Origin of the sequence: Corallococcus sp. AB032C (assembly GCF_003668935.1) — a bacterium.
Classification (GTDB): Bacteria; Myxococcota; Myxococcia; order Myxococcales; family Myxococcaceae; genus Corallococcus; species Corallococcus exiguus.
On sequence record NZ_RAWP01000010.1, the window covers coordinates 1 to 24,445 of the forward strand.

The following is a 24,445-nucleotide window of genomic DNA, read 5'->3' on the forward strand; positions in this document are numbered from 1 at the left end:
AATGTCGGAGGGGTCACACCCGTTCCCATCCCGAACACGGAAGTTAAGCCCTCCAGAGCCGATGGTACTCCGCGGGAAACCGCGTGGGAGAGTAGGTCGCTGCCGGATTCTTTTTGAAAGCCCCTGGCGCCGCAAGGCGCCAGGGGCTTTGTCTTTGCGGGCTTGTGTCACGGGTTTCGGGCACACGTCTCTTCGTGGATTGATCCGACGGGATGCGAACGTACAGCCGCCTGGCTTTGAGGCTGGCCTGACCCTGGCTGCTTTGCTTGAGTGGCGCTCCTTCCCCCCTCTCTGGACAGGAGCCTCTCGCATGCATCTGCTTCGAATCTACGCCGCTGGTCTGTTCGCATTGGGGCTCCTGCTGGCGCCCGCGGAGTCCAAGGCGCAGCAGTCCGGCGTCCGCCTGGGCGTGGGCGCGGACTACTGGGTGGACACCAGCGCCGCGTTCAACTTCACGCTGGGCGTTGAAGGGCATGTGGCGGGTCCACTCTTCGTGGGTGCCCGGTTCGGCGCGGTGCTCGTCACGGACGGCAACATCATCGGCGTTCCGTTGGACATCTCGCTTCGCGCGACGGTGGGCCGGAACGTCTACATCGAGGGGCTCGCCGGCCCGTGGATCTTCTTCAAGGGCGACACCTTCAAGGCCCATGCTGCGTTTGGCTTTGGCCTCCAGGGCAAGGCCGCGAGCATCGGCATCGAGGTGGGCTACCTCGATCCGAATCCCATCATCGGCCTGCGGCTGGGCTACAAGTTCTGAGGTCCTGGCTCAGTAGTGCGGTGGCCGCTCCTGTTGGCGGGCGTCCACCAGGCCCGGCTCGGCGTCCAGCTTGCGCTTGAGCTGGTCCAGCTCCACCCGGAGCGCGTCGATGACGCGACCCTGCTGGTAGAGCACGTCGTTCAGCTCCTGCAGCAGCTCCTGCTGCTGCGTGTAGCGGATTTCCAGCTCGACCAGGCGCTTGTCTTCCATTGCCGTCTTCTCCGCTTGGGGACCGTGCCCCATGAATACCCTTGAATACCTGCAGCGCGCCCGCGAGCTGCTTGGACGCGGACAGCCCGAGTTGGCGGAGTCCGCGCTGAGTGATGCCATCGATGCGGCCGTGGCGGCGGAGGACCTGGTCCTCCTCACCCAGGCACGGTTCGCGCTGGGGGAGTTGCTCTTCCAGCAGGGCCGGGATGAAGAGGCAATCCCCTTCCTCCAGGCGGTGGTGCGCACCGAACGGGCCGACGGGTCCGTGGACGCGCCGGTCATCGCCTCTGCGCGGATGCTGCGCCAGATTCGGGGGCAGGAGCCGCGTTGAGCGTCTCCTGTGCCTCAGGGCAGCCGGCACTGCTCCCGGATGGCGTCCATTCGCTGTGGGAAGCGCCGCTCCAGGTCCGTCCGCGTCTGGCGTGCTCCCTCGAACTTCCCCGCCTTCAGCTGGAGGGTGCAGAGGGTGCCCAGGGCCCGCGTGTCGGACACGTTCAGCCGGTCCGCCTGACGCAGGGCCTCCTCGGCGGCGGTCTCGTTCCCCAACTGGAACCAGGCGATGCCCAACTGGAAGTGGCCTTCCGTGAGCTTCGGGTCCTTCTGCACCGCCTGCTGCAACAGCCCCACGGCTTCGCGGCTCCGGCCATTTCTGGTCAGCACCAGTCCCTGTTCCACCAGGAGCCGGGCCGTGGGGACCTTGCCCTCCAGGGAGGTGAAGACCTTCAGGGCGTCCTCGGGCCTGCCCATCCGGCTGAGCAGCCGGCCGTAGCGCAGGCCGATGAGGGGATCTCCTGGAGTGCGACTGTAGGCTCGGGACAGGGCCTCCGTGGCGCCGCCGACATCGCCCTTCGCCTCGCTCAGGTCCGCCCAGAGCAGCTCCGGCCGTGGGTCCGCCGGCGCGAGCTTCCGTGCCTTCTCGAGCGACTGGTCCACGCAGCGGGACATCCGCTCCCGGTCGCAGATGCGCGCGAGCAGGAGCTGGGTCTCCAGGGCATTCGGGTCCCTCCGCTCGGCTTCCAGGGCCAGGTCGTGCGCTTCCGCGGGGGCTCCTTCGCGCAGGAGCTCGGCCGCCTCGCGCAGGTCCGCCGCCGTTGCCTTGTCGTTGTGCTTCAGGGGCACTAGGAACCGCAGGCGGCCCTCCACGTTCTCCGTGGCCCTCGCGATGGCCAGTTCCTGCTCGGGCATGTCGCGGGGCAGGAGCAGGGGGATGACGTGAATGGCGAGCGCCGCCCCGCAGACCCAGAGGACGCCCCGGAGCCCCTGGGGCCGGCGGCGGCCGCTCCGCTCCTCCGGTTCGTTCGCTGGGTCGCTCATGGGGCGTTTCTAGACGGCCCGGAGGTGTGGGCGCAGCCCCGACGGCAGTTCCAGCTCGCAGCTCCAGCAGAGTTCGAAGTTGGCGGGGTTCTCCTCGCCACAGCGTGGACACGTCACCGAACGGTTGGCGGCCTCCTGGTTGGCCTGGAGCTCCGCGAGGACCTGGCGCCCGGCTTCCAGCTCCTGCGGCCACAGCCACAGCTCCACCCAGGCCTCGGTGCTGGGGATCTCTCCGCTCAGCGGGACCAGGGACTCACCGCGGATGTCGACCGAGAGCCCGGCCGATTCCAGGGCCCCCGCCAGCATCCGTGCCTCTCCAACCGTGCGGTGCACGGAGAACTGCACGCGCTTCATGCTTCTTGTCTGTCAGAACCGGGCCTCCAGGGCAACCGGCCCCGGCTGCTCCCCTGCTGTGCCCCGGCAGGCGCGGCCCTCACGGACCGTGCGGCCTCGGTCATTCATCGTGACGGAGTTGGTGCGGAAGGACGGCGTGGGCATGGCGAGGGGCTCGCGCGTGGAGCTCCGCCGACAGCAGGGCGTCCAGCTCCGCGAGCAGGCGATCATACCCACCTCCCTTCGCGGGCAGCCGCTCGGTGGCGAGCCTCAACCGGGGCGTCTCCTCGTCCTCGAAGGCCAGGGTCACCGCCAGGATGTCCGGGCTTCCTGCTTGGGGCGCGAGGGTGGCGGGTTCGGGCTCCTGCTGCAGGGGTTCCAGCAACGGGGCCAGGCGGTGGATCTCCTCTGGCGTCAGGTCCCGCTCCACCACCGGTTCGCCCTGTTCAAGGACTCGCAGGTGCTTGAGGCCTTCCACTCGCAGCGCCTGCGCCCCGGTGTTCGTCTGGCCACTGCGTTCGTAGGTCACGGTCTTCACGCGCCGCACCTCCCCGGAGTCAAGGAGTAGGCACTCGCATCCTCCCTGGCATCCAGAGGAGACCGCGGCGAGCGTTCCCTGGACGGGGAGGGCAGGCCGAGCGACCGGTGCTGGACACCAGGCAGCGCCTGCTGGGCCCCTGCGCTTCCCGGGGGCGTCTCCCTACCGTGCCTTCCGTCCGGGCGCCCATGTCCGGACACACGGAGGACGCCGCACGATGAGCAAGCACAAGACCCCGAGCCCGAATGATCAGCGCTCCAACACGAAGAACCCCGAGCGCCCGGAGCACAAGTCCGCCCAGGACAACCGCTCCAACCAGATGAACCCGAACCGTCCTCCGAACCCGCCGTCCAACATGCCGTCGCACGGCGGTGGGGGCATGACGGGCGGGGATGATTCCTCGAAGCGCTGAGTGAAACGGGAGAGGCCGGCCGCGCGTTCGGGCCGGCCCCTCCGGGGGCGTTGTCCTAGCGGACGCGCGGCGAGCACTCGCCTTCGCCGCGGTAGTGGCCCACCGTGCGCACGAGCGCCGTCACGAAGTCGCGCAGCGTCCGCACGCTGCCCGCGCCTCCCGTGCCGTACTGGTCCGAGGGCAGAGTCGTCAGGTTCACCAGTCCCAGTTCATCCAGCGTGATTTCACCGTCCGGGCCGACGATGCCCGTGCTGTCCGCCGCGGCGATGGCGTCGAAGCGCATCTTCGCATCCGGCGATTGGAGGTCGTCGAAGAACAAGTGGTCGCCGTGGATGGTGAGCTGCACCGTCTCCGTGCTGCCCTTGGGTACCGTGACGCCGTTGCCGATGTCCTCGTTCTCGCAGTGTTCGTAGGTCGTGTTGGTCGCGAAGCCCCAGTGGAAGCTCTTGGTCGCCGCGCCCTTGGTGGCCGTGCCCTCGACGTAGACGGACCACCCTTCGGTGTTCATCCGCGTCACGTCCTCCATGTCCGCGTTGCCTGCGGTGGCGTCCGTGGCGGGGGCGATGGCGTAGCTCACCTCGTCCCATTCCTCGGCGGCCAGGTCGCTGAACTTCGCGACGTCCACGGGGCCCGGACGGTGCACGTCGTAGACCTTCGCGGCCGTCTGCTCGGCGGCGGTCTCTCCCTCGTGGTTGGCGACCTTCACCTCGCTCAGCTTCACGAGGAACTTGGTGTACTTCACCGTCCAGCCGTCCTCGAAGGCGCTGGCGGGGATCTCCTTCTCGATGAAGTCCTCCCCGTACGCGGTGAACGTCACGTTGCCTTGACCCGACGAGCAGGCGACCAGGGCCAGGCAGGACACTCCCATCAGCCAATGCTTCTTCATTCCGCTGCTCCTTCCACCCACGTCACGACGTAGGCGCTGGTGTCTTCCACGCCGCGCACCAGGCCGTTCTGGGCCTGGCTGTTGGCGGGGAAGGTGGAAACGCCAGCCGCGTCCGGAAGCGACGCGGTGGCGAAGTCGATGCGGTCCATCCATGTCCCCAGATCCACTGCGATGCGCACGAAGCCGGCCTCCTTCTGGAGGTCGCGCTCGAAGCGCACGCCTTCGATGGCCTTGGGCAGATCCACCGTCGCGTCGAAGCGCACCGTGGCTCCGGACGTGTGGGTCGCGGTGCCTCGCACGTGGGCCTGGTGGCCTCCGAGGATGTTCTGCGCGTCCGTGGCAGCCGTGGGCGTCACGAGCGTCAGCTCCAGTGAGCCGTACGAACCCGTGACGGCGTTGGCGTCACCCAGGTTGCCTCCCGCGAGCAGATCCACGGTGCGGGCGTTGAGTACCTCTCCCAATGCATCCCCGGGGACATAGTGGCCAGGGTGCGCGTGCGCGGTGCCTCCGATGAGCGAGTACCATTCGAAGCGGGGGAGGCGTTGCGACAGCAGCACTCGGCCCTCGAAGAAGCGCACCGAGCCCACGGAGAGCTGCGCGGCTTCGGGCGTCACCGTCCAGCCGTACTCGTTGGGTGCCGTGGGCGCTGTCGCCGTCATCGTCACGGCGAAGGTGCGGCGCTCGGCTTCGGTCTTGCCTCCGCAGCCCAGGCTCATCAGGGCCACGGTCAAGGCCAGTGCAATCGGGTTCATCACAGGTGGACCTCCAGGGTGAGCGAGGCCACGCGTGGCGCCCCCGCGGTGAAATGTCTGGCTGGAACGAGGCTCGGCTGGGCGGTGGGGTCGAAGCGCGAGCTGTAGACGAACTCGCCGTCGCGCCAGCGCGTGTTGAGCAGGTTCTTCACGTCGAGCCGCAGCGCGAGTGCTCCCCTGCGCAGCGCGGCCTGCACGTCCGCGAGGAACACGGTGTGGCTGTGTTCGTCGTAGGGCAGGGGCCTGGGGCCGATGAGCGTGAGGCCCGTGCCCAGCGACAGCACGGAGCCGATGCCGGGCAGCGGCTTCTCCCAACCGATGTCCGCTCGGGCGACCAGCGGCGCGAAGTAGGGGAGCTTCGCGTCCGTCTTCGTCACCGTCGCGTTCGCCACCGTGGCGCTCAGCGCGGCCGTGACGCCTTCGAGCGGACGCGCCTGCAGGGACGCGGAGATGCCGGTGCGCAGCGTCTCTCCCGTGAAGACGGTGGTGCCCACCGTGTGGTCGAAGAAGAAGTCGTCCGACACCTGCGAGCCGAAGGCGCTCGCCTGGATGGACAGACGTTCTCCGTCCTTCCTCGTGCCCAGTTCCGCGCCGTGCACGTTGACGAAGGGGGCTTGTTCTCCTTCCGCGAGGCTTCGCGCCTGCGGGGAACGGAAGCCGTCTCCGTAACTGGCGAAGAGGGCCCAGGTGTCCGTGAGCGCGTATTCGACGCCGGCCTTCGCGCCCCAGTGCACACCGAAGGCGCTGCGCGAGTAGCCCTGCCCGTCGTAGTAGCGCGGGTCTCGGAAGGCGAGCGCGTCGAAGACCTCCACGCCCAGCGCGTCCGCGCGGCCTCCCAGCCGGAAGGCCCAGCGGCCCACGGGGAGCCTGGCTTCGGCGTAACCCCAGACGTCCGTCTGCGTGATGTCCGCGTCTACTTCGCCCGCGAAGAAGGTGCCGTCCGTCTCGCGGTAACGGTGTTGCGTCTGGTGGATGCCGTCGCGCCTTCCTCCCAGGCCGAGCTCCAGCGCTACGGGGCGGTCGAAGAGCGTGACCTGGCGGCGGTGCTCGGCTCGCAGGCCCAGCGTGGAGCCGTCGTGGGTCTGCTCCAGGCCGTCGCCCCGGTCGTCCACCCGGTAGCCCGTGAAGTTGTTGCGCAGGCGCAGGTCCGAGCGGATTCCGAAGGCCTCCAGGCGCGTGCGCGCGGTGCCCTCGCGCGGGAGGTCCACGCCGATGAGCAGCTGGTGCCTGGAGACCGTGCCTCCCTGCCGGTCGAAGGAGCCGGAGTAGAAGGTGCGACGCCCGGCTTCGAGGTCGTCCTCGCGCACCACTCCGGGTGAGTCGAAGCGCGTGACGTAGCTTCCTCCCAGGATTCGCGCGCTCAGGCCGTGGCCCAGGTCCAGGTCCGCCTGGGCGAGCAGGGTGGCCCGGCCGTAGCCTCGCTGGGGCCCGAAGCCGTCGCTCTCTCCGATTTCCGCCGCCGCGAAGGTGCCGGGGTCCTCGCCCGGGCGGACCGTCACGACGAGCCGGCGCGTGTTGAACTGGCCCAGCGTGCCGGCGAACTCCACGCCCTTTTCACGCGCGCCCAGGTCCATGCGCACCGTTCCTGCTACCGCGAAGTCCCCCTGGAACGCGCGGTAGGAGCCCTCCGTCACCTCCAGCGATTGGACGAGCTCCGGGATGATGAAGTTGGTGTCCGCGTAGCCCAGCGCGTGGATGTGGCTCACCTCGTTCACCGGCAGGCCTCCGACGTTCAGCTCCACGTCCTGGCCGTGGAGCGCGTCGAAGCCTCGGAGGAAGAGCTGCTGCGCCTTGCCTTCGCCGCTGTGCTGCGAGGCCACCAGGCCCGGGACCACGCGGAGCACGTCCGTCGCGTTCATTCGCGGTGCCGTGTCGAGGATGTCCCGGCCGAGGGTGACTTCGGCGGCGCTCTGGGCCGGACGCGTGCCTCGCACCACCGTGGACCGCTGCTTCCCGGTGGCTTCCGTGGGTGGCGTGGCGGCGGGGGCTTCCGGAGACTGCTGCTCGGGAAGGGGCGCGCCGGGTTCATTCGGGGCTGGGGCCTGTTGTGTTTCGGGTTGCTTCTGTTGCTGCGTGGCTTCTGTTGCCGCGTGGCCGGTGTCTTCCGGGCGCGGCCCTTCTTGTGCGGCGGGCATGACCGAGGGAAGGCACGTCGAGAGCGTGGCGAACGCGATGAGCAACATGGTCACGGTGGGGACGACACGAGGAGACGACGGCACGTCCCCGGCTCGCGTCGGGACGCGTTCCGGGGCGTGCGGGTTGAAAGACAGACGGGGCTCGAGGACACACGCTCACGCAGGCCCGTGTCTGGCCTGGGCCAGACGGTCCGCATGCTCGCGAGTCATCCTTCCGGAAGTCCGAAGGGGGCTATGGGCCCTGCGGCATCGCCGCGGACCGCAACCGCTGACCCGGTGACCACTCCGGGCTTCGCTCCGGCTCCACGCGCCAGGACACCCAGCGCAACTTCGGCGGCACGAACACCGTCCAGCTCGCCGCCACCGCCAGCAGGTGCTCCACCGAGCCCGTCAGATGCTGGTGGCCATGGCCCCGCTTCGCTCCGTCCGGCGTAGCCTGCTCGGACTCCGTCGGACACGCGGCCCGGGTCGCGTCACATGCGGCCTGAGTTCGGTGGACGTGGGTGCTGACGCCGTGCTCGTGGCGCCCCAGGCCTCCGCCGTGTCCCACCACCGCGTGCAGCACCGGCGCCACCGCGAGCCCGTACACCAGGACCCACAGTCCCAGGAACGCCAGGTCTCGTCGGTCTCGGGTGTCCCACACGGCGGTTCGGTGTACGGCGGCGGAGCGTCCAGGACGGGGGAGGTGAGGCGGCTGCCTGCCTATCCGTCCTCCCCCCGACACGCAAGGTGGCCTCCGCCGCCCGCTGCCAGACAGTTCCTTGCCGCCCAGTCCCATGACCCCGTGGACCGCTTGACGCATTGCATCGGAATCCGCTGCGGCCACAGACTTCCCGTCATAGACTCGTCACGTGCGTTCCGAATCCGCCGCTCTTCGTTCCCTGCCTGCCTCTACCGAGGTTCCTGCCCCGCCCTCGCGCGCCGACCGTCTGCGTGCGCTGGGGAGTGAGTCGTTCGACCTGCTCGTCATTGGCGGCGGGGTGACGGGGGCGGGTGCTGCTCGGGACGCGGCGCTGCGGGGCCTGAAGGTGGCCCTGGTGGAGCGCGAGGACTTCGCCAGCGGGACGTCCAGCCGCTCGTCGCGCCTCATCCACGGTGGCCTGCGCTACCTGGAGCATGGCCACCTGGGTCTCGTCTTCGAGTCGAGCATCGAGCGGCGCCGCCTGCTCCACCTGGCGCCTCACCTGGTGCGCCCGCTGGCCTTCATCTGGCCCGTCTACGAAGGGGCTCGCGTGCCGCGCTGGAAGCTCAACGCGGGCCTGATGCTGTACGACGCCCTGTCCCTGTTCCGGAACGTGAAGGCGTATCAGCGCCTGTCGCTCAAGCAGCTGGTGGAGGCCGAGCCCGGCATCCGCTCCGAGGGGCTCAAGGGCGGCGCCCGCTACTACGACGCGGCCACCGACGATGCTCGCCTCACGCTGGCCAACGCGCTGGGCGCGAGCGAGGCCGGCGCGGTGGTGCTCAACCACGCCTCCGTGAAGCGGCTGGTGCTGGAGGACGGCAAGGTGAAGGGCGCGGTGGTGGTGGATCACCTCACCGGCCTGGAGCACACCGTGCACGCTCGCGCCGTCGTCAACGCGACCGGGCCCTGGAGCGATGAGATCCGCCGGCTGGACTCGCAGCAGGAGCGCACGGGGCCCGCGGTGCGCGGCAGCAAGGGCGTGCACATCGCCGTGCCCCGCTCGCGGCTGAACATCGGGGACGCGCTCACGCTCCTGTCGCCCGTGGATGGCCGCGTGATGTTCATCCTGCCCGCGGATGCGTTCACCCTCATCGGCACGACGGAGACCGCCACCCGCGCCCACCCGGCCGAGGTGCGCGCGAGCGAGGCGGACGTGGCCTACCTGCTCTCCTCCGCCAACGCCTTCTTCCCCGAGGCGAACCTCACCCGCGAGGACATGGTCAGCGCCTGGGCCGGCATCCGCCCGCTTGCGGCGAGCGGCTACCACGGCAACAGCGACGCGGGCAGCGCCAGCCGCGAGCACTCCATCGACGTCAGCCCGTCCGGCGTGCTGGCCATCAGCGGCGGCAAGCTCACCACCTTCCGGGTCATGGCCCGCGACGTGGTCAACGCCGTGGAGCGCCACCTGTCCCGCCCGCACAAGAAGCCCGTCACCCACGAGCAGCCCCTGCCGGGCGGCGACATCCTCAAGCTGGACGCGGAGCTCGCGGCGGCGAAGCAGGAGGTGGGGGATGCTGCCACGGGCGAACACCTGGTCCGCGCGTACGGCAGCCGCTGGCACGCCGTATGGGCGCTCACTCGCGAGTCGCCCGCGCTGGCCGAGCCGCTGGTGGAGGGCCTGCCCTACCGCCGCGCCGAGGCCGCCTGGGGCGTGTCCCATGAGATGGTCCAGACGCTGGCGGACCTGCTCATCCGCCGCCTCAAGGTCGCGTTCGAGACGCGCGACCAGGGCCGCGCCGCCGCCGTCCGCGCCGCGGAGGTGATGGCGCCTCGCCTGGGTTGGGACGCCGCGGAGACCGAGCGTCAGCTGGCGGCCTACGCCGTGGATGCACAGCGCATCTTCGGCGTGGATCCTTCCGACGCCTGACGTCCTGCCAGGTGGCCGGGCACGGTGCGTCATGCCGGGCCGGACGTCCTGCCGCGAACGAGGCGCTTCCCTCGCTGAGCGTTGAGCGCCTCACGATGGACCGGCACCGGATGGCCGTCGGGCGCACGACAGCCGCCCGAGCAGTCGTGCTGCGTCCATGCTTAAATCGTCTTGGGAACGGGAAGCAGGGTCGGCCCGTTCTTCCCGGCCCCCTTTTCGGGGGCGGCAGGTCACGGCGCGGTAATCCACGTTGGCCGGGCGAAGGAGATACACCCCATGAAGCGTTGGCTTTGGCTTGGGCTCGGGTTGTCCGGACTGGTGGCGAGCGGCTGTGGCAGCGACCCCGAACCCATCGATGTCCTGCCCCAGGTGTGTCCTGGCACCTCGGAGGTGTCGCTGCCGAAGCCGGGGGTCTCCCCGCTGAGCACGGACACGGCGCCGGACGGCGTCATCATCACCTACAAGCCGAAGGTGACCGCGAGCGCGCTGGCCGCGTCGGCGGACATCGCGGCGGCCGTGGAGCGCGAGGGCGGCACGGTGAAGCGCCGCATCCCGAACATGAACGTGGTGTCCGCACGGCTGTCGCCGGAGGCCATCTCCGCGCTGAAGCTCCACCCGGACGTGCTCTCCGTGACGCCCAATCGCCGCGTGCGCGCGCTGGGTCTGCCCACGCCCCCGCCGCTGGCGTCGTGGCAGGGCGCGTACAGCACGCAGGGGTCGGTGGGCGAGTACACGGAGGGGCTGAAGCTGATCCAGGCCCCGCAGGTGTGGGACGCGAACAACGACGGCGTCATCGACCCCGGCGCGCCCACGGGCGAGGGCGTGAAGGTGTGCGTCATCGACAGCGGCTGGGACAGCAAGCACCCGGAGCTGAAGGCGGCGTTCGTCATGGGCAAGGACTTCGTCGACGACGACGACGACCCGTCCGACCAGAGCGTGTCCCAGGGCGTGGTGACGGTGGGCGGCGGCCACGGCACGCACGTGTCCGCGACCATCCTGGCGCAGTTCGGCGCGGGCTCCGGCGCGCGCGTGGCGCCCGGGGAGGAGCCGAACGGCGTGGTGGGCGTGGCGCCGGGCGCGTCGCTGCTCGTCGCGCGCGTGCTGGACACGGACGGCGGCGGCCGCACGGATGACGTCATCGCGGCGGTGGACTGGTGCCATTCGCAAGGGGCGAGGGTTGCCTCGCTGTCGCTGGGCGCGCCGGATCCGTCAGAGACCGAGCAGCTCATGTTCGAGAAGGTCTGGGAGAACGGCAACGGGATGCTGTCCGTCGCGGCCAGCGGCAACGACGGCAAGCGCGGCATCGCGTATCCGGCCGCGTACCTGCCGTCGGTGATGGCGGTGGGCGCGGTGGACCTGCAGGGCGAGTACGCGCCCTTCTCGCAGTTCGGCCAGGAGCTGTCCGTGGTGGGGCCGGGTGTGAACGTGCTGAGCGCCACGGTGCTGGGGGCGGCGTCGCTGTCCTCGGTGACCGCGGCGTCGGCGCCCGTCACCTCGTCGCCGCTCACGTACACCGCGCAGGGCACGTACACGGGCCGGCTGGTCAACTGCGGCCTGGGCGCGGACCGCGCTGCGTGCGGTGAGACCGCCACCTGCGACGGCTTCGTCGCGTACGTGGACCGCGGCGACCTGTTCTTCGAGGAGAAGGCGCGCAACGTCATCCAGGCCGGCGCCCGCGCGGTCATCATCGGCAACAACGTGGCGGACGACGCGGAGGGCACCTTCACGCTGGGCTCCTCGAACTCGCACTGGGTGCCCACGGTGTCGGTGTCCATGGCGACCGGCGCGTCCCTCAAGAAGCTGCTGGGCCAGGATGTGACGGTGTCCATCACCGGCCTGGACTACCAGCGCGAGTCGGGTACCTCCATGGCCACCCCGCACGTGTCGGGCGTCGCCGCGCTGGTGTTCAGCGCCCGGCCGGACCTGAGCGCCGCGCACGTGCGCGCGGTGCTGGAGAAGACGGCGAAGGACGACAAGACGACGCCGGGCAAGGACGAGAAGTACGGGTATGGCCTGGTGCAGGCGGCCAAGGCCGTGGAGCTGGCGCGCACGCTGCCCCAGGGCGGCGGTCCGCTCCCGCTGCCGTAACCGCGCGCCTTCGCGCCCGTGGGCCTGACGCCCCCGCGTCCCTTCGTGGGACCGGGGGCGTTTCCTTTTCCCGAGCAGGCGCCGGGTCGTGGGTTGGCAGCCCGGGCGGGCATGCGAGCGCCAGTCCTCCGGGCGGGTGGTTCGCGCCGCGTGCGCATGCACCTTCCCAAGAAGGGAGGCACGCGGCGCATGAGGCGAGACACCTGGCTGGGATTGGGAATCGCGGGGCTGGCCTGCCTGCTGATGTGCGCCGGGACTCCATCCGGCGGCATGGAGGATGACGCGGCGTCCGAGGAGACTCCTGCTCCCGCGGGTGCGCGAGTCATCACGCCGCGGACTCCCTCGGCCACGCCGCAAGCTCCAGCGCCCGTGCAGCAACAGCAGCCTGGGACGGGCGGCTCCGGGACGAACACGCAGGCTCCCGCTGGGACGGCTCCTGGCGCCGCGCCCGCGCAGGGCACCGAGGCTGGGTCGGATCCGAACAGCCCCAGCGCGGAGCCGAGCCCGGAGGGGCAGACGACTCCTCCCAACCCGGGCCCGGAGACGAACTCGGGCACGGGGGGGACGGGCAACACGGGGACAGGGGCTCCCTCCACGGCGAAGCCCTCCGCTCCTGGCGCCTCGCAGGGCGTCGCGGTGGTGGATGCCATCTACCGGGGGAAGGTGCGCTCGGTGTCCGACACGGTGGTCGTCATCGACAACGATGGCTCACGCCTGCCGCTGGAGATCAGCACCCAGACGCGCGTCGTCCGCGACGGTGAGGACATCGGTGTGACGGAGCTCAAGGAGGGCGAGCGTGTGCGCGCCACCGTGAACCTGGTGGGCCGGAGCCACACGCGGGAGATCGCCGTGCTGACCGGCGCCGAGGCCCGACGCGACGCCGAGACTCAACGCCGCCGGTAGCCCGCGGCCCCTCCGTCAGCCGCATGGCCTGGTCCGCGTCTCCCGCACGATGACGGTCTACAACCGATACCGAACCCTGTTGCACAAGTTGGCCCTCGTCCGCGCCTGCGCGCCCGGCGGGGATTCACCCGAAGCGGATGCGCTGCTCGACACGATGGACGAGGTCTGGGACGCCCTGTCCGACGGCGAGCGCGCCGCCATGGAGCGCGAACGCGCCCGGTTGGCCTTGTCCGTGGACATGCGCGCCGTGCCCGCGTGAGGCCTTCGCGTCACTCCCGCACGGACCCCATGGGCGCACCCGTGGGCCCCTGGGGAAGGTGCGAGGACGGCCGTGACGGCGGCAGTCCCCGGCCCTGACGCTGACGCCACACCGCCCGCGTGTAGTCCACCACCGACGCCAGCGACAGCAGCGCGACGAGCGCCACGAGCGGCCGCACCAGCGGCGGGTAGAGCAGGACGCACAGCAACACCGCGAGCTGCAACGTCGTGACGACCTTGCCCAGCATCCGCGCCTTGAGCTCGACGGCCCGCATGTCCGGCCGCACCCTGGCGACGATGAAGCCGATGGCCGTGCCGATGTCCCGCAGGAGCAGCAGCGTCAGCTCCACGGGGTCGATGAGCCCGTCCAGCAGACACACGATGAAGGCCGTCACCATGAAGGCGCGGTCCGCCACCGGGTCGATGAGCGCTCCCATGCGCGTGGCCAGTCCCCGGTGCCGGGCAATCCAGCCGTCCAGGAAGTCCGTCGCCGCCGCCAGCACCACCAGGAAGGCCCTCATGCGCAGGTCCGACACCGCGATGAACACCGCGGCGAGCGGCAGTCGCGACAGGGACAGCGTATTGAGCAGCACGAGGCTTGCCCGACGGTGCATGGCTTTCAAAAGGTAGTGCTCGGCCCCCGGGGCGCACCTGCCCGGCATGGCGAGCGTCCAGCGAAGAACTCCTCCGGTGCCCTCGTGGATCCACGTTCAACGAAAGGACCCCGCGGCCCGCGTACGGTGTCCCAGGGCATGGCCCGGGATTTTCCCCGGCCTCCGTCCTCCTGGAGTCCGCCTCTTGAACGCGATGGGAACCTTCCGCCCCCTGCTGGCACTGGCCACCCTGCTCACCGTCGCGCTGCCGCTGGCGAGCTGTGAAGCGGCCGGACGGGCGAAGGTCGCGACCCGTGCTCCCACGGCGGAGGAGCGGACGCGCTACCCGTGGCTGCCAGCCTCCGCCCAGGTGCGCTCGCTGGAGGAGACCTTCGCGCCGCCGGAGGGCTACACGCGCATGCCCCTGGAGGCGGGCTCCTTTGGCGCCTGGTTGCGCGGACTGCCCCTGCGCTCCGATGGCTCCCCCGTGCGCGACTTCCAGGGCAATACCGTGCTGGCGGCCTCCGACTCCCGGCTGGCGGCGGTGGGGGAGCTGGACGTGGGCACCGCGAACCTCCAGCAGTGCGCGGACTCCATCCTGCGCCTTCACGCGGAGTGGCGCTGGGCGTCCGGCCAGTCGGAGCGCATCGCCTACCGCTTCACCAGCGGCCACCTGGCGTCCTGGCCCAAGTACGCGTCCGGGGAGCGGGCGCGCGTCTCCGGCTCGAAGGTGACGTGGGTGCCGGGGAGCGCGGCGGCGGACAGCTCGCGGGCGGCCTTCCGGAACTACCTGAACCTGCTCTTCACCTACGCAGGCACCCTGTCGATCCAAGCGGAAGGCTCCCGTCCCACGCGGGAGCAGCTGCGCCCCGGGGACTTCTTCGTCCTGGGCGGCAGCCCCGGCCACACGGTGCTCGTGCTGGACGTAGCCACCAACGCGAAGGGTGAACGGATGGCGCTCGTGGGCCAGGGCTTCACCCCCGCGCAGGACTTCCACGTCCTGGCGGGAAGGGACGGGGCCTGGTTCCCGCTGGAAGGGGAGAGCCTGGCGACGCCCTTCTGGGCGCCATTCCCCATGACGTCCCTGCGACGCCTGTCCTCGCCCTGATCGACTGGAAACCTGAAGCACCAACGAGGTGCAGCCTGGGGGACGGGCGCCCTCCTGGTGGGTCTCCTGGCGGACGGGAAGGCGTGAAACGGGCAACTCCCGAGGGTTCTTCTGGAATCGACGGGAGGCAGGAGGCAGGTTGCGGCGTGGAGTGTTGTCCTGCCGTCAACGGGCGACACACCGAAGCCGGGCCCGTCCCCCGCCGAGTGCCCGTCAGCCTAAAGGGAAGAGGAGCCCGTCCCCCGAGCCTCCACCATGTCCTCCGCCGCCGCATCCGTGCCCGCGTCTTCTCCCAGGGCCAGCATCCTCATTGTCGACGACACGCCCGGCCACCTCCTGGCGCTGGAGGGCATCCTCTTGCCCCTGGGGCAGCGGCTGGTGCGCGCCACCTCCGGACGCGAGGCCCTGCGGCGCGTGCTGGACGAGGACTTCGCCGCCGTCCTGATGGACATGAACCTGGGCGACATGACGGGCGTGGAGGTGCTGGGCCTCCTGCGCGAGCGCGAGCGCAGCCGGCGCACGCCCGTGCTGCTGATGACCGCGGGCGACGGCGACGAGAAGGAGTGGCTGGCGGCGTACGCGCACGGCGCGGTGGACTACCTGCGCAAGCCGCTGCGGCCTGAAATCCTCCTGGCGAAGGTGTCCATGTTCGTGGAGCTGCACCTGGCGCGCGAAGCCGTGCAGCGGCGCGAGGAGTCGCTGCGCGAGCGCGAGCGCGACGCCCTGGAGGCCGTCCACCGCGAGCGGCTGCACGCCTTCTTCATGCAGGCCCCGGTGGGCATCTCCATCACGCGCGGGCCGGACTTCGTCTTCGAGCTGGCGAACCCCTACTACGAGCTCCTGGTGGGCCGGCGGGTGACGCCGGGACAGGCGCTGCTGGACGCGTTCCCGGAGATGGCCTCGCAGCCGGAAATCATGGAGGTGCTGCGCGGGGTGGTGCGCACGAGGCAGCCCTTCGTGCGGCCGGAGTTCGAGGTGAAGCTGGTGCGCGACGGCCAGCCGGACTCCGTCTTCTTCAACGTCATCTACCACCCGATGGTGGAGGTGGACGGCACCGCGTCCGGCATCATCACCCTGGCCACCGACGTGACGGAGTTCGTGCGCGCGCGCCGGCACACGGAGGCGCTCACGCAGGACTTGCGAAAGCAGCAGGCCGCGCTGGCGGACAGCGAGCAGCGCCTGCGTCTGGCGCTGACGGCCACGGCGCTGGGCACCTTCGACATGGACGTGGTGACGGGCGAGCTCAGGTGGGATGCGCGCTGCAAGGCGCTCTTCGGCCTGCCGCCCGATTCGGAGTCGTCCTACGAGTTGTTCCTCGCGGGCCTGCACGTGGAGGACCGGGACGCCGTGCAGCGCGCGATCGCGCTCAGCTGGGACCCCACGGGCAAGGGCGACTACGACGTGGCCTACCGCACCGTGGGTTTGAAGGACGGCGTGGAGCGCTGGGTGCGCGCCACGGGCCGCACGCACTTCCAGGACGGCAAGCCGGTGCGCTTCGTGGGCACCGTGCAGGACATCACCGCTCGCAAGCGCGCCGACGCGGAGCGGGCCCGTCTGATGGCGGGCGAATTGCGCCGCACCGAGCAGCTTCGCGGCCTGTCGCGCGCGAGCCTGGCGCTCAACGCGGCGGGCAGCGTGCCGGCCATCCTGGAGCTCGTGACGCTCAAGGCGCGCAAGCTGATTGGCGCGAACCAGTCCTTCGTGCAGGTGGCGGACGGACGGGACGCGCCGACGCTCGGCTCGCTGTCCGCGGTGGAGCATGATCCGCAGGCGCCCGGCGCCGCCCAGGTGGGCGTGGACGAGCGCGGACTCTTCGCCCGGGTGTGCCAGGAGAACCGGCCGCTGCGCCTGACGCGCGCGGAGCTGCGTCAGCACGCGGCCTACACCGAAGCGCCCGCCGCGCCGCGGCCCGCGCTGCCCCTGAAGGGCTTCCTGGCGGTGCCGCTGGTGGGGCATGACGGCCGCAACCTGGGCCTGATGCAGGTGTCCGACAAGCTGGAGGGCGACTTCGACGCGGAGGACGAGACCATCGCCGTGCAGCTGGCGCAGATGGCCAGCGTGGCGCTGGAGAACGCGCGCCTGTACGAGACGGCGCAGGCGGAGCGGCGCAACCTGTTCGCGGTGCTCAAGCAGCTGCCCGCCGCCATCACCGTGCTGCGCGGGCCGGAGCTCGTCTTCGAGATGGCCAACGACCTGCGCCTGAAGCTCACCGGGGCCCGGCCGCTCCTGGGGCTGACCGTGCGCCAGGCGCTGCCGGAGCTGAACGACCAGGGGCAGGTGGCCCAGTTGGAGGAGGTCTACCGCACCGGCGAGACCTACCGCGGCCACGAGGTGCCCATGCGCCTGGGCCGTGACGTGGGGCAGGACGCGCCCGAGGGCTACTTCAACCTCACCTTCCAGCCGCTGCGCAACGCGGAGGGCAAGGTGGACGGCATCGTGTCCGTGTCCTGGGAGGTGACGGAGCAGGTGCTGGCGCGCCGGCGCATCGAGGCGCTGGCCGCGGAGCTGAAGGAGCGCGAGCAGCAGTTCCGCACGCTGGCGGACTCCATCCCGCAGCTGTCGTGGATGGCGGAGCCGGAGGGGCGCCTCTTCTGGTTCAACCAGCGCTGGTACGACTACACCGGCACGTCGCCCTCGCAGGTGGGGGAGAAGGACTGGAACGAGCTGATCGACCCGGAGGACGCCGGGCGCGTGCTGGAGCGCTTCAACGCGGCCCTGCGCGAGGGGACGCTGTGGGAGGACCAGTTCCGCCTGCGCCGCGCGGACGGCAGCTACCGCTGGTTCCTGTCGCGCGCCAGGCCCGTGCGGGACGGCGAGGGGCGCATCGTCCGCTGGTTCGGCACCAACACGGACATCGACGACGAGCGCCGCACGCTGGAGAGCCTCAAGCAGGCGGAGGAGGAGATCCGCCACCTCAACACGGGCCTGGAGAAGCGCGTGCGCGAGCGCACCGCCCAGCTCCAGGAGGCGAACAAGGAGCTGGAGTCCTTCAGCTACTCCGTGTCGCACGACCTGCGCGCGCCGCTGCGCCACATCACCGGCTTCGCGCAGTTGCTGGAGCGGCGGGCGGGCGCGAAGCTGGACGACGTGGCGAAGGGCTACCTCTCCACCATCGCGGGCGCGGCGAAGCAGGGCGGCACGCTGGTGGATGACCTGCTCGCGTTCAGCCGCATGGGCCGGGCGGAGCTGCGCCAGTCGCGGGTGGACCTGGGCCAGCTGGTGGAGGAGGCCCGGCGCGACCTGATGCCGGAGGCCACCGGGCGGCAGGTGGAGTGGCGGGTGGGAAGCCTGCCCACGGTGGAAGGCGACCCGTCGCTCCTGCGGCAGGTCATCCACAACCTGTTGGCGAACGCGCTGAAGTATACCCGCCCCAAGCCGGAGACCCTCATCGAGGTGGGGGCACGCGAGACGGAAGGCGAGGTCGCGGTGTGGGTGCGCGACAACGGCGTGGGCTTCGAGATGCAGTACGTGGATAAGTTGTTCGGCGTCTTCCAGCGCCTGCACACGGCCGAGGAGTTCGAGGGCACCGGTATCGGGCTCGCGAACGTGCGGCGCATCGTGTCTCGCCATGGAGGACGGACCTGGGCGGAGGGCGCCGTGGGGCAGGGCGCGTCCTTCACCTTCACCCTGCCCCGCGCTTCTCCCGTGGAGAAGAAAGTCGAGACGCACGCGTGATTGACCTCAAGCGGATCCTCCTGGTGGAAGACAGCGCCAACGACGTGGCGCTCACCCTGGCGGCGCTGGAAGAGGTGCACCTGGCCAACGAGGTGGTGGTGGTGCGCGACGGACAGCAAGCGCTGGACTACCTCTTCCGCAAGGGCGAGTACGCGAACCGGCAGGACGGCCACCCGGCGGTGGTGCTGTTGGATTTGAAGCTGCCGAAGGTGGACGGGCTGGAGGTGCTGGAGAAGGTGAAGGGCGCCCCGGAGCTGAAGGCGGTGCCGGTGGTGATGCTCACCTCGTCGCGCGAGGAGCGGGACCTGGCGCGCAGCTACGGCCTGGGCGTGAACGCCTACGTGGTGAAGCCCGTGGCCTTCCCGGACTTCGTGTCCGCGCTGCGCGAGCTGGGGCTGTTCTGGGCGGTGGTGAACCAGCCGCCTCCGGGCTCTCCCGGCACGACTGGAGCCCCCAAGTGAACGCACGCGGCGGTGCCGCGCGGGACCTGACGACTCTGCCTTCGATGGAACGGCCCCTGTCCATCCTCTTGCTGGAGGACAGCCCGCTGGACGCGCAGCTGGTGGCCGCGCAGCTGGAGGAGGGCGGGCTGCCTTCAACGCTGGAGTGCGTGCAGGCGCGGGCGGCCTTCGTCGCGGCGCTGGAGAAGGGGAGGTTCGACCTCATCCTGTCGGACTACAACGTGCCGGGCTTCGACGGGATGAGCGCGCTGGAGGCGGCGAAGGCCGTGTGTCCGGACACGCCGTTCCTCTTCGTGTCCGGCGCGCTGGGCGAGGACCGCGCCATCGAGCTGCTCAAGCGCGGCGCCACGGACTACGTGCTGAAGGACCGGCTGGAGCGGCTGGGCCCCAGCGTGCGGCGGGCGCTGCGCGAGGCGGAAGGGGTGCGGCTGCGCAAGCGCACGGAGGAGGCGCTGCGCCGCTCCGAGGAGCGCTACCAGCTGGTGGCGCACGCGAGCTTCGACGCCATCTGGGACCTGGATCTCCAGACGGACACGATGCACTGGATTGGCGACGCGACGGAGGAGGTCTTCGGCTTCCCCCTGGAAGAGGTGGACGCGGACGCGGCGTGGTGGCGCCGGCACATCCACGGCGAGGACCGCGAGCGGGTGCTGTCGGGGCTGCAGCGGGCGTTCGATTCGGACGAAGACCGGTGGCAGGACGAGTACCGCGTGCTGCGCAAGGACGGGGAGTACGCGTACGTGGCGGCGCAGGGCTCCATCCTGCGCGGAGCGAGCGGGAAGGCGCGGCGCATCGTGGGCGCCATGCGCGACATCACGGAGCGGCGGCGGGCGGAGGAGGAGCGGCAGAAGCTGGTGCACGAGGCGCAGGCGCGGGTGGAGTTCGAGCAGCAGCTCATTGGCATCGTCAGCCACGACCTGCGCAACCCACTGGGCGCCATCCTCACGGGCGCATCGCTGATGCTCCGGCGCGACGACATCCAGCCGTGGCACGCGAAGGCGGCGGCGCGCGTCCTGTCCGCGGCGGAGCGGGCCACGCGGATGATCCGCGACCTGTTGGACTTCACGCAGGCGCGCATGGGCGGCGGCATCCCGGTGCACGCGGCGCCGTGCGACTTCCACGCGCTCACGCTGCAGGTGGTGGAGGAGGCGCGCACGGCGCATCCGGAGCGCATCCTCCAGATGGAGCAGGTGGGGGACGGGCAGGGGGCGTGGGACTCCGACCGGATGGCGCAGGTGCTGTCCAACATCCTGGGCAACGCGCTGAAGTACAGCCCGGAGGACACGCCGGTGCGCGTGGAGAGCCGGGGCGAGCAGGACGCTGTCGTGGTGAACGTGCGCAATGGTGGGGACCCCATTCCCCCGGAGATGCTCCCGCGCATCTTCGAGCCGCTCCAGCGCGGCACGACGGCGGGGCGCTCCGAGCGCAGCATCGGGCTGGGGCTCTACATCGTCCGGCAGCTGGTGCTGGCGCACGGCGGGACGGTGGACGCGCGTTCGTCCGCGGCGGAGGGCACGGTGTTCACCGTGCGCCTGCCTCGGGTTCCTCCGAAGGAGCTGACCGTTCCGGCGCTGGAGTAGGGGGTTCGCGTGCCTGCCTGGAGGAGGACGGACTGGGGGGCCGGTGGCGGAGCCGCCTGGCTCCAGCAGGGGACCTGCGCCGGTTAGGATGCGGGGCTGGCCTCATCGTGGAGGATGGACGCATGTCGAAGCCGCTGGAAGTCGTGAACGCCGTGCTGAACGCGGGCTTCGATGGCCTGGGGCCGCTGTGCAGCGCGACGGGGCTGGCGGACGAGTACCTGCGGGACACGCGCTACGCGGACCACGAGGCGCGCATCAATTCGCTCATCCACTGGGAGACGGGGAAGCTGTTCACCACGGGCTTCCTGGCCGGACTGGGCGGCCTGCTCACCCTGCCGGTGTCGCTGCCCGCGGGCCTGGGCGTGTCGTGGATGGTGCAGGCGCGGCTGGTGGGTGCCATTGCTCGCATCCACGGGCATGACGTGGAGGAGGACCGCGTGCGGACCCTCACGCTGCTGGCCATCGTGGGGGACATTGGCAAGGAAGTGGTGAAGCAGGCCGGTATCGAAGTGAGCCAGCAGCTGGGCATGCGCGCGCTGGAGGCCGTGCCGATGCATGCGCTGAGCAGCATCAACCGCGCGGTGGGCTTCCGGCTGGTGAGCAAGGCGTCGCAGAAGGGCGTCGTGAACCTGTCGAAGGTGGTGCCGCTGGCCGGTGGGCTGGTGGGCGGCGCGGTGGATGCGCTCGCGTGCCGCGCGGTGGGGGCCACGGCCCGGCGGTTGTTCGCTCCAGGGCTTGGGGCCTTGGTGCCCGTGTCACCTGGATGACCGGGCGCGGGGCTTGTCGTTGACGGTGGGCCTTCGCGCTGGAGTCATCCGGGCGCATGGGCCGCCTCCTTGTCCTCCTCGTCGCGCTGGGCCTCGCTGTTGGAGGCTGCCGGCGCTCGTCCGAGGAGGCGGGCACGGGGGGCCGCACTCGCATCGTCTTCAAGTTCCAGCCGCTGTGGGGTGACCCGAAGCCGTTCCGTGAATTGCTGGCGCAGTACGAGCGCGCCAATCCGGACGTGGAGTTGGTGACCGAGGCGCTGCCGAATTCATCGGACCTGGCGCACCAGTTCTTCCTCACGTCGTTGCAGGGCAAGGCCACGGACTTCGACGTGCTGGTGGCGGACGTCGTCTGGGTGCCGGAGTTCGCTCGCGCGGGCTGGGTGGCGGACCTGTCCGAGGACTTCCCTCCCGAGCGCCTGCGCCAGGAGTTCCTGCCCGGACCGGTGGACGCCGTCGTGATGAACGGGCGCACGTACGCGGTGCCCTGGTACGTGGACGTGGGCGTCCTCTACTACCGCTCGGACCTGGTGCCTCGCGCGCCGCGCACCTACGAGGAGCTGCGGCGCTTCACTCGCGACGCGATGGCGAAGACGCCCGGCATCCAGGGCTATGTGTGGCAGGGGCGGCAGTACGAGGGCCTGACCTGCAACGTGTACGAGGCCATCTGGGGCCACGGCGGGCAATCGCTGGGGACGGACGGGCGCGTGCTCCTGGAGACGGAGGCCGCTCGCGAGGCGCTGGCGTACCTGCATGGGCTCATCGCGGACGGGTTGTCTCCTCCGACGGTCACGGGCTTCGGCGAGGAGGAGTCGCGGCGCGTGTTCCAGGAAGGCCGCGCGGTGTTCATGCGCAACTGGCCCTATGCGTGGAGCGAGGCGCAGGCGGAGGGCTCTCCCATCCGGGGCAAGGTGGGCATCGCGCCGCTGCCGACGAAGGATGGACAGCCGGGGTGGGGGACGCTGGGTGGGTGGCAGCTCGCGGTGAACGCGCATGTTTCGCCCGCGCGCAGGAAGGCGGCGGCGCGGCTCATCGCGCACCTGACGTCGCCGGAGGCGAACCGCGTGCTGGCGCTGCACTACGCGCGCAACCCGCCACGGATGGCCCTGTATGACGACCCGGAGCTGCGCGCGGCGGAGCCGTTCATCGCGAGCCTGAAGGAGGCGCTGGTGCGGGCGCGCCCCCGGCCGGTGACGCCGTACTACCTGCTCATCGCGGACGTGCTGCAGAGCGAATTCTCCGCTGCCGTGGCGGGCCTGCGGACTCCGGAGGTGGCGCTCACTCGGGCGCAGAAGCAGGTAGATCACCTGACCGGTGAGCAGCCTCCGGAGGAGGAATGAGGGGCGCGGGTTCGCAAGCTCGGGAGCGGCGGCAGGCGTACCTGCTGGTGGCGCCCGCGGTGGTGGTGCTGGCCGTGGTGGCGCTGTACCCGGTGCTGGCGGCGATATGGCTGAGCCTGCACCGGTACATCCTGGTGTTCGGCGAGCGGCGCTTCACGGGGCTGGAGAACTACGCCTACCTGATGGGGGACGTTCGCTTCTGGTCCGCGCTGGGGAACACGGCGTACTTCACGGCGGTGGCGGTGGTTGTGGAGCTGCTGCTCGCGGTGCCGCTGGCGCTGCTGCTCAACCGCGCGTTCCCGGGGCGGGGCTTGTTGCGCGCGTCGGTGCTGGTGCCGTGGGCGATTCCCACGGTGGTGAGCGCTCGGTTGTGGGCGTGGATGTTCAATCCGGACTACGGGCTCATCAACCGGCTGCTGGGTGGGGCGGAGATCAACTGGCTGGGGGCGCCGGGGTATGCGTTGCACGCGGCCATCCTGGTGGACGTGTGGAAGACGACGCCCTTCGTGGCGCTGCTGGTGCTGGCGGGGCTGCAGGGGATTCCGGAGGACCTCTACAAGGCGGCGCGCGTGGACGGGGCGTCGGGGTGGCGGCAGTTCCGGTCCATCACGATGCCCCTGCTGAAGCCCGCGCTGCTGTTGGCGGTGCTGTTCCGGTCGCTGGACGCGTTCCGTGTGTTCGACGCCATCTATGTGCTGACGGAGGGCGGACCGGCGAACACAACGGAGACGTTGAGCATCTACGCGTACAAGACGCTGATGCGCTCCGGGGACTTCGGGTACGGCAGCACGCTGTCGGTGGCGACGTTCCTGTGCGTGGTGCTGCTGGCGGTGGTGTGGCTGCGCTGGCTGGGGCGCGAGGAGGGGCGGCGATGAAGCGGCCAGGGTTGGGCACGGCGTTGGCCGTGGTGGCGTTCCTCACGTTCTTCCTGGGGCCGTTCCTGTGGCAGGTGCTCACGAGCTTGTGGCCGGACGGGGAGTTGACCCGGCCGTGGCCTTCGCACCTGACGGGGGCGAACTACGAGAGTGTGTTGTTCGGGCGGCCGTTCCTGTGGGCGGTGTTGAACTCGCTGGTGGTGGCGACGCTGACGACGGTGTTCTGCCTCACGGTGGGCGCGTCCGCGGCGTTCGCGCTGGCGAAGCTGGAGTTCCGGGGGAGGGGACTGCTGCTGTCCGCGGCGCTGGGCGTGTCGATGTTCCCGCCCATCGCGACGGTGAGCCCGCTGTACCTCATCCTCAACGCGGTGGGGCTGAGGGACAGCCTGGTGGGGCTGGCGTTGCCGTACACGACGTTCGCGCTGCCGCTGACGTTGTGGGTGCTGACGTCGTTCTTCCGCCAGCTGCCGGACGAGCTGTACCGCGCCGCGCGGGTGGATGGGTGCACGCCGGTGGGCGCGTTCCGAAGGGTGCTGTTGCCCCTGGCGGCGCCGGGTCTGGCGACGACGGCCATCCTGGTCTTCATCTTCGCGTGGAACGAGTTCCTCTACGCGCTGACGTTCCTGTCCACGCCGGAGAAGCGCACGGTGCCGGTGGCCATCAGCCTCTTCGCCAGTGAGTACAAGGAACCGTGGGGAGAGATCGCCGCCGCGTCGGTGGTGGCCACGCTGCCGCTGGTGTTGCTCACGGTGCTGTTCCAGCGGCGCATCGTGTCCGGGCTCACGGCCGGCGCGGTGAAGGAGTAGGCGCGGGCCCAACGCTTCTGTTGCGTACGCTTCAGGTGCTCCGCGATTTTTCGCTGTACGTCTTCAAGGCTCAAGGAGTCATCGAAGGCTTCCTGCGAGGCGTCACTG

General features: G+C 70.5%; 24 protein-coding genes and 1 rRNA gene. 16 read left to right on the forward strand and 9 right to left on the reverse strand.

The features are described from left to right. Both rrf and D7X99_RS06170 read left to right on the forward strand, forming a co-directional pair. A 5S ribosomal RNA gene (gene rrf / locus D7X99_RS06165) occupies positions 1-108 on the forward strand; the annotation flags it as partial. Positions 109-310: 202 nt separating this feature from the next. After that, positions 311-757: a hypothetical protein gene (locus tag D7X99_RS06170; protein ID WP_120567841.1), complete on the forward strand. Its 447-nt coding sequence runs from the start codon at positions 311-313 to the stop codon at positions 755-757. Between the two features lie 9 nt (positions 758-766). Here the strand turns inward: D7X99_RS06170 and D7X99_RS06175 are convergent, their stop codons facing one another. Then, positions 767-967 (reverse strand): SlyX family protein, encoded by a 201-nt coding sequence (locus D7X99_RS06175; RefSeq protein WP_121776928.1) that lies wholly within the window; start codon positions 965-967, stop codon positions 767-769. 31 nt (positions 968-998) lie between these two features. Here D7X99_RS06175 and D7X99_RS06180 point away from each other — a divergent pair, with 31 nt between their 5' ends. Continuing rightward, positions 999-1,298 carry a tetratricopeptide repeat protein gene (locus D7X99_RS06180; protein ID WP_120544379.1) on the forward strand — a complete coding sequence of 100 codons (300 nt, stop codon included), beginning with the start codon at positions 999-1,001 and terminating at the stop codon, positions 1,296-1,298. Positions 1,299-1,312: 14 nt separating this feature from the next. On the opposite strand, the gene D7X99_RS06185 is transcribed toward D7X99_RS06180, so the two are convergent. The 3 genes from D7X99_RS06185 to D7X99_RS06195 form a co-directional block, all read right to left on the reverse strand. Beyond that, positions 1,313-2,281 carry a tetratricopeptide repeat protein gene (locus D7X99_RS06185; protein WP_121776929.1) on the reverse strand — a complete coding sequence of 323 codons (969 nt, stop codon included), beginning with the start codon at positions 2,279-2,281 and terminating at the stop codon, positions 1,313-1,315. A 9-nt stretch (positions 2,282-2,290) separates the two neighbouring features. Beyond that, on the reverse strand, positions 2,291-2,635 hold the full coding sequence (locus tag D7X99_RS06190; protein WP_120567845.1) for a hypothetical protein: 345 nt from the start codon (positions 2,633-2,635) through the stop codon (positions 2,291-2,293). A 100-nt stretch (positions 2,636-2,735) separates the two neighbouring features. Further along, a complete protein-coding gene (locus D7X99_RS06195) occupies positions 2,736-3,152 on the reverse strand; it encodes a hypothetical protein (protein ID WP_121777031.1) in 417 nt (138 codons plus the stop codon). Between the two features lie 217 nt (positions 3,153-3,369). On the opposite strand from D7X99_RS06195, the gene D7X99_RS06200 reads away from it, so the two are divergent. After that, positions 3,370-3,564, forward strand: coding sequence for a hypothetical protein (locus D7X99_RS06200; protein WP_120597503.1), 195 nt, complete (start codon positions 3,370-3,372; stop codon positions 3,562-3,564). Between the two features lie 55 nt (positions 3,565-3,619). Here D7X99_RS06200 and D7X99_RS06205 read toward each other — a convergent pair whose 3' ends face one another. From D7X99_RS06205 to D7X99_RS06220, 4 genes are all read right to left on the reverse strand, one after another. Next, the gene (locus D7X99_RS06205; RefSeq protein ID WP_121776930.1) at positions 3,620-4,450 is read right to left on the reverse strand and encodes a hypothetical protein; all 831 of its coding nucleotides are present in this window, start codon (positions 4,448-4,450) and stop codon (positions 3,620-3,622) included. Next, positions 4,447-5,202 carry a hypothetical protein gene (locus tag D7X99_RS06210; protein WP_121776931.1) on the reverse strand — a complete coding sequence of 252 codons (756 nt, stop codon included), beginning with the start codon at positions 5,200-5,202 and terminating at the stop codon, positions 4,447-4,449. The genes D7X99_RS06205 and D7X99_RS06210 overlap by 4 nt, the downstream gene beginning before the upstream one ends. Beyond that, the gene (locus tag D7X99_RS06215; protein ID WP_121776932.1) at positions 5,202-7,421 is read right to left on the reverse strand and encodes a TonB-dependent receptor; all 2,220 of its coding nucleotides are present in this window, start codon (positions 7,419-7,421) and stop codon (positions 5,202-5,204) included. Before D7X99_RS06215 ends, D7X99_RS06210 begins: the two co-directional genes overlap by 1 nt. A 148-nt stretch (positions 7,422-7,569) precedes the next feature. Further along, positions 7,570-7,980, reverse strand: coding sequence for a hypothetical protein (locus D7X99_RS06220; protein WP_233613135.1), 411 nt, complete (start codon positions 7,978-7,980; stop codon positions 7,570-7,572). Between the two features lie 208 nt (positions 7,981-8,188). On the opposite strand from D7X99_RS06220, the gene glpD reads away from it, so the two are divergent. The 4 genes from glpD (at position 8,189) to D7X99_RS06240 (ending at position 13,136) form a co-directional block, all read left to right on the forward strand. Further along, a complete protein-coding gene (glpD, locus tag D7X99_RS06225) occupies positions 8,189-9,886 on the forward strand; it encodes a glycerol-3-phosphate dehydrogenase (RefSeq protein WP_121776933.1) in 1,698 nt (565 codons plus the stop codon). Between the two features lie 276 nt (positions 9,887-10,162). Next, positions 10,163-11,974 carry a S8 family serine peptidase gene (locus D7X99_RS06230; protein ID WP_121776934.1) on the forward strand — a complete coding sequence of 604 codons (1,812 nt, stop codon included), beginning with the start codon at positions 10,163-10,165 and terminating at the stop codon, positions 11,972-11,974. A 189-nt stretch (positions 11,975-12,163) separates the two neighbouring features. After that, positions 12,164-12,877, forward strand: coding sequence for a hypothetical protein (locus tag D7X99_RS06235; protein ID WP_147476037.1), 714 nt, complete (start codon positions 12,164-12,166; stop codon positions 12,875-12,877). 79 nt (positions 12,878-12,956) lie between these two features. Continuing rightward, positions 12,957-13,136, forward strand: a complete 180-nt coding sequence (locus D7X99_RS06240) for a hypothetical protein (protein WP_233605194.1) — start codon at positions 12,957-12,959, stop codon at positions 13,134-13,136. A gap of 10 nt (positions 13,137-13,146) precedes the next feature. On the opposite strand, the gene D7X99_RS06245 is transcribed toward D7X99_RS06240, so the two are convergent. After that, positions 13,147-13,749 carry a CDP-alcohol phosphatidyltransferase family protein gene (locus D7X99_RS06245; RefSeq protein WP_233613137.1) on the reverse strand — a complete coding sequence of 201 codons (603 nt, stop codon included), beginning with the start codon at positions 13,747-13,749 and terminating at the stop codon, positions 13,147-13,149. 193 nt (positions 13,750-13,942) lie between these two features. Between D7X99_RS06245 and D7X99_RS06250 the strand changes: the two genes are divergently transcribed. The 8 genes from D7X99_RS06250 (at position 13,943) to D7X99_RS06285 (ending at position 24,337) form a co-directional block, all read left to right on the forward strand. Then, complete coding sequence (locus tag D7X99_RS06250) at positions 13,943-14,836, forward strand: DUF4846 domain-containing protein (RefSeq protein ID WP_121776937.1); 894 nt, start codon at positions 13,943-13,945, stop codon at positions 14,834-14,836. Between the two features lie 255 nt (positions 14,837-15,091). Then, positions 15,092-18,511 carry a PAS domain-containing protein gene (locus D7X99_RS06255; RefSeq protein WP_121776938.1) on the forward strand — a complete coding sequence of 1,140 codons (3,420 nt, stop codon included), beginning with the start codon at positions 15,092-15,094 and terminating at the stop codon, positions 18,509-18,511. Next, positions 18,508-18,972, forward strand: coding sequence for a response regulator (locus D7X99_RS06260; protein ID WP_120579302.1), 465 nt, complete (start codon positions 18,508-18,510; stop codon positions 18,970-18,972). The genes D7X99_RS06255 and D7X99_RS06260 overlap by 4 nt, the downstream gene beginning before the upstream one ends. A 44-nt stretch (positions 18,973-19,016) precedes the next feature. Continuing rightward, positions 19,017-20,552: an ATP-binding protein gene (locus tag D7X99_RS06265; RefSeq protein WP_211485278.1), complete on the forward strand. Its 1,536-nt coding sequence runs from the start codon at positions 19,017-19,019 to the stop codon at positions 20,550-20,552. 122 nt (positions 20,553-20,674) lie between these two features. Further along, the gene (locus tag D7X99_RS06270) at positions 20,675-21,319 is read left to right on the forward strand and encodes an EcsC family protein (RefSeq protein WP_121776939.1); all 645 of its coding nucleotides are present in this window, start codon (positions 20,675-20,677) and stop codon (positions 21,317-21,319) included. A 56-nt stretch (positions 21,320-21,375) separates the two neighbouring features. Continuing rightward, positions 21,376-22,656 (forward strand): ABC transporter substrate-binding protein, encoded by a 1,281-nt coding sequence (locus D7X99_RS06275; RefSeq protein ID WP_121776940.1) that lies wholly within the window; start codon positions 21,376-21,378, stop codon positions 22,654-22,656. Beyond that, positions 22,653-23,531 (forward strand): carbohydrate ABC transporter permease, encoded by an 879-nt coding sequence (locus D7X99_RS06280; RefSeq protein ID WP_121776941.1) that lies wholly within the window; start codon positions 22,653-22,655, stop codon positions 23,529-23,531. The genes D7X99_RS06275 and D7X99_RS06280 overlap by 4 nt, the downstream gene beginning before the upstream one ends. Next, on the forward strand, positions 23,528-24,337 hold the full coding sequence (locus tag D7X99_RS06285) for a carbohydrate ABC transporter permease (protein WP_121776942.1): 810 nt from the start codon (positions 23,528-23,530) through the stop codon (positions 24,335-24,337). The genes D7X99_RS06280 and D7X99_RS06285 overlap by 4 nt, the downstream gene beginning before the upstream one ends. The last annotated feature ends 108 nt before the right edge of the window (positions 24,338-24,445 follow it).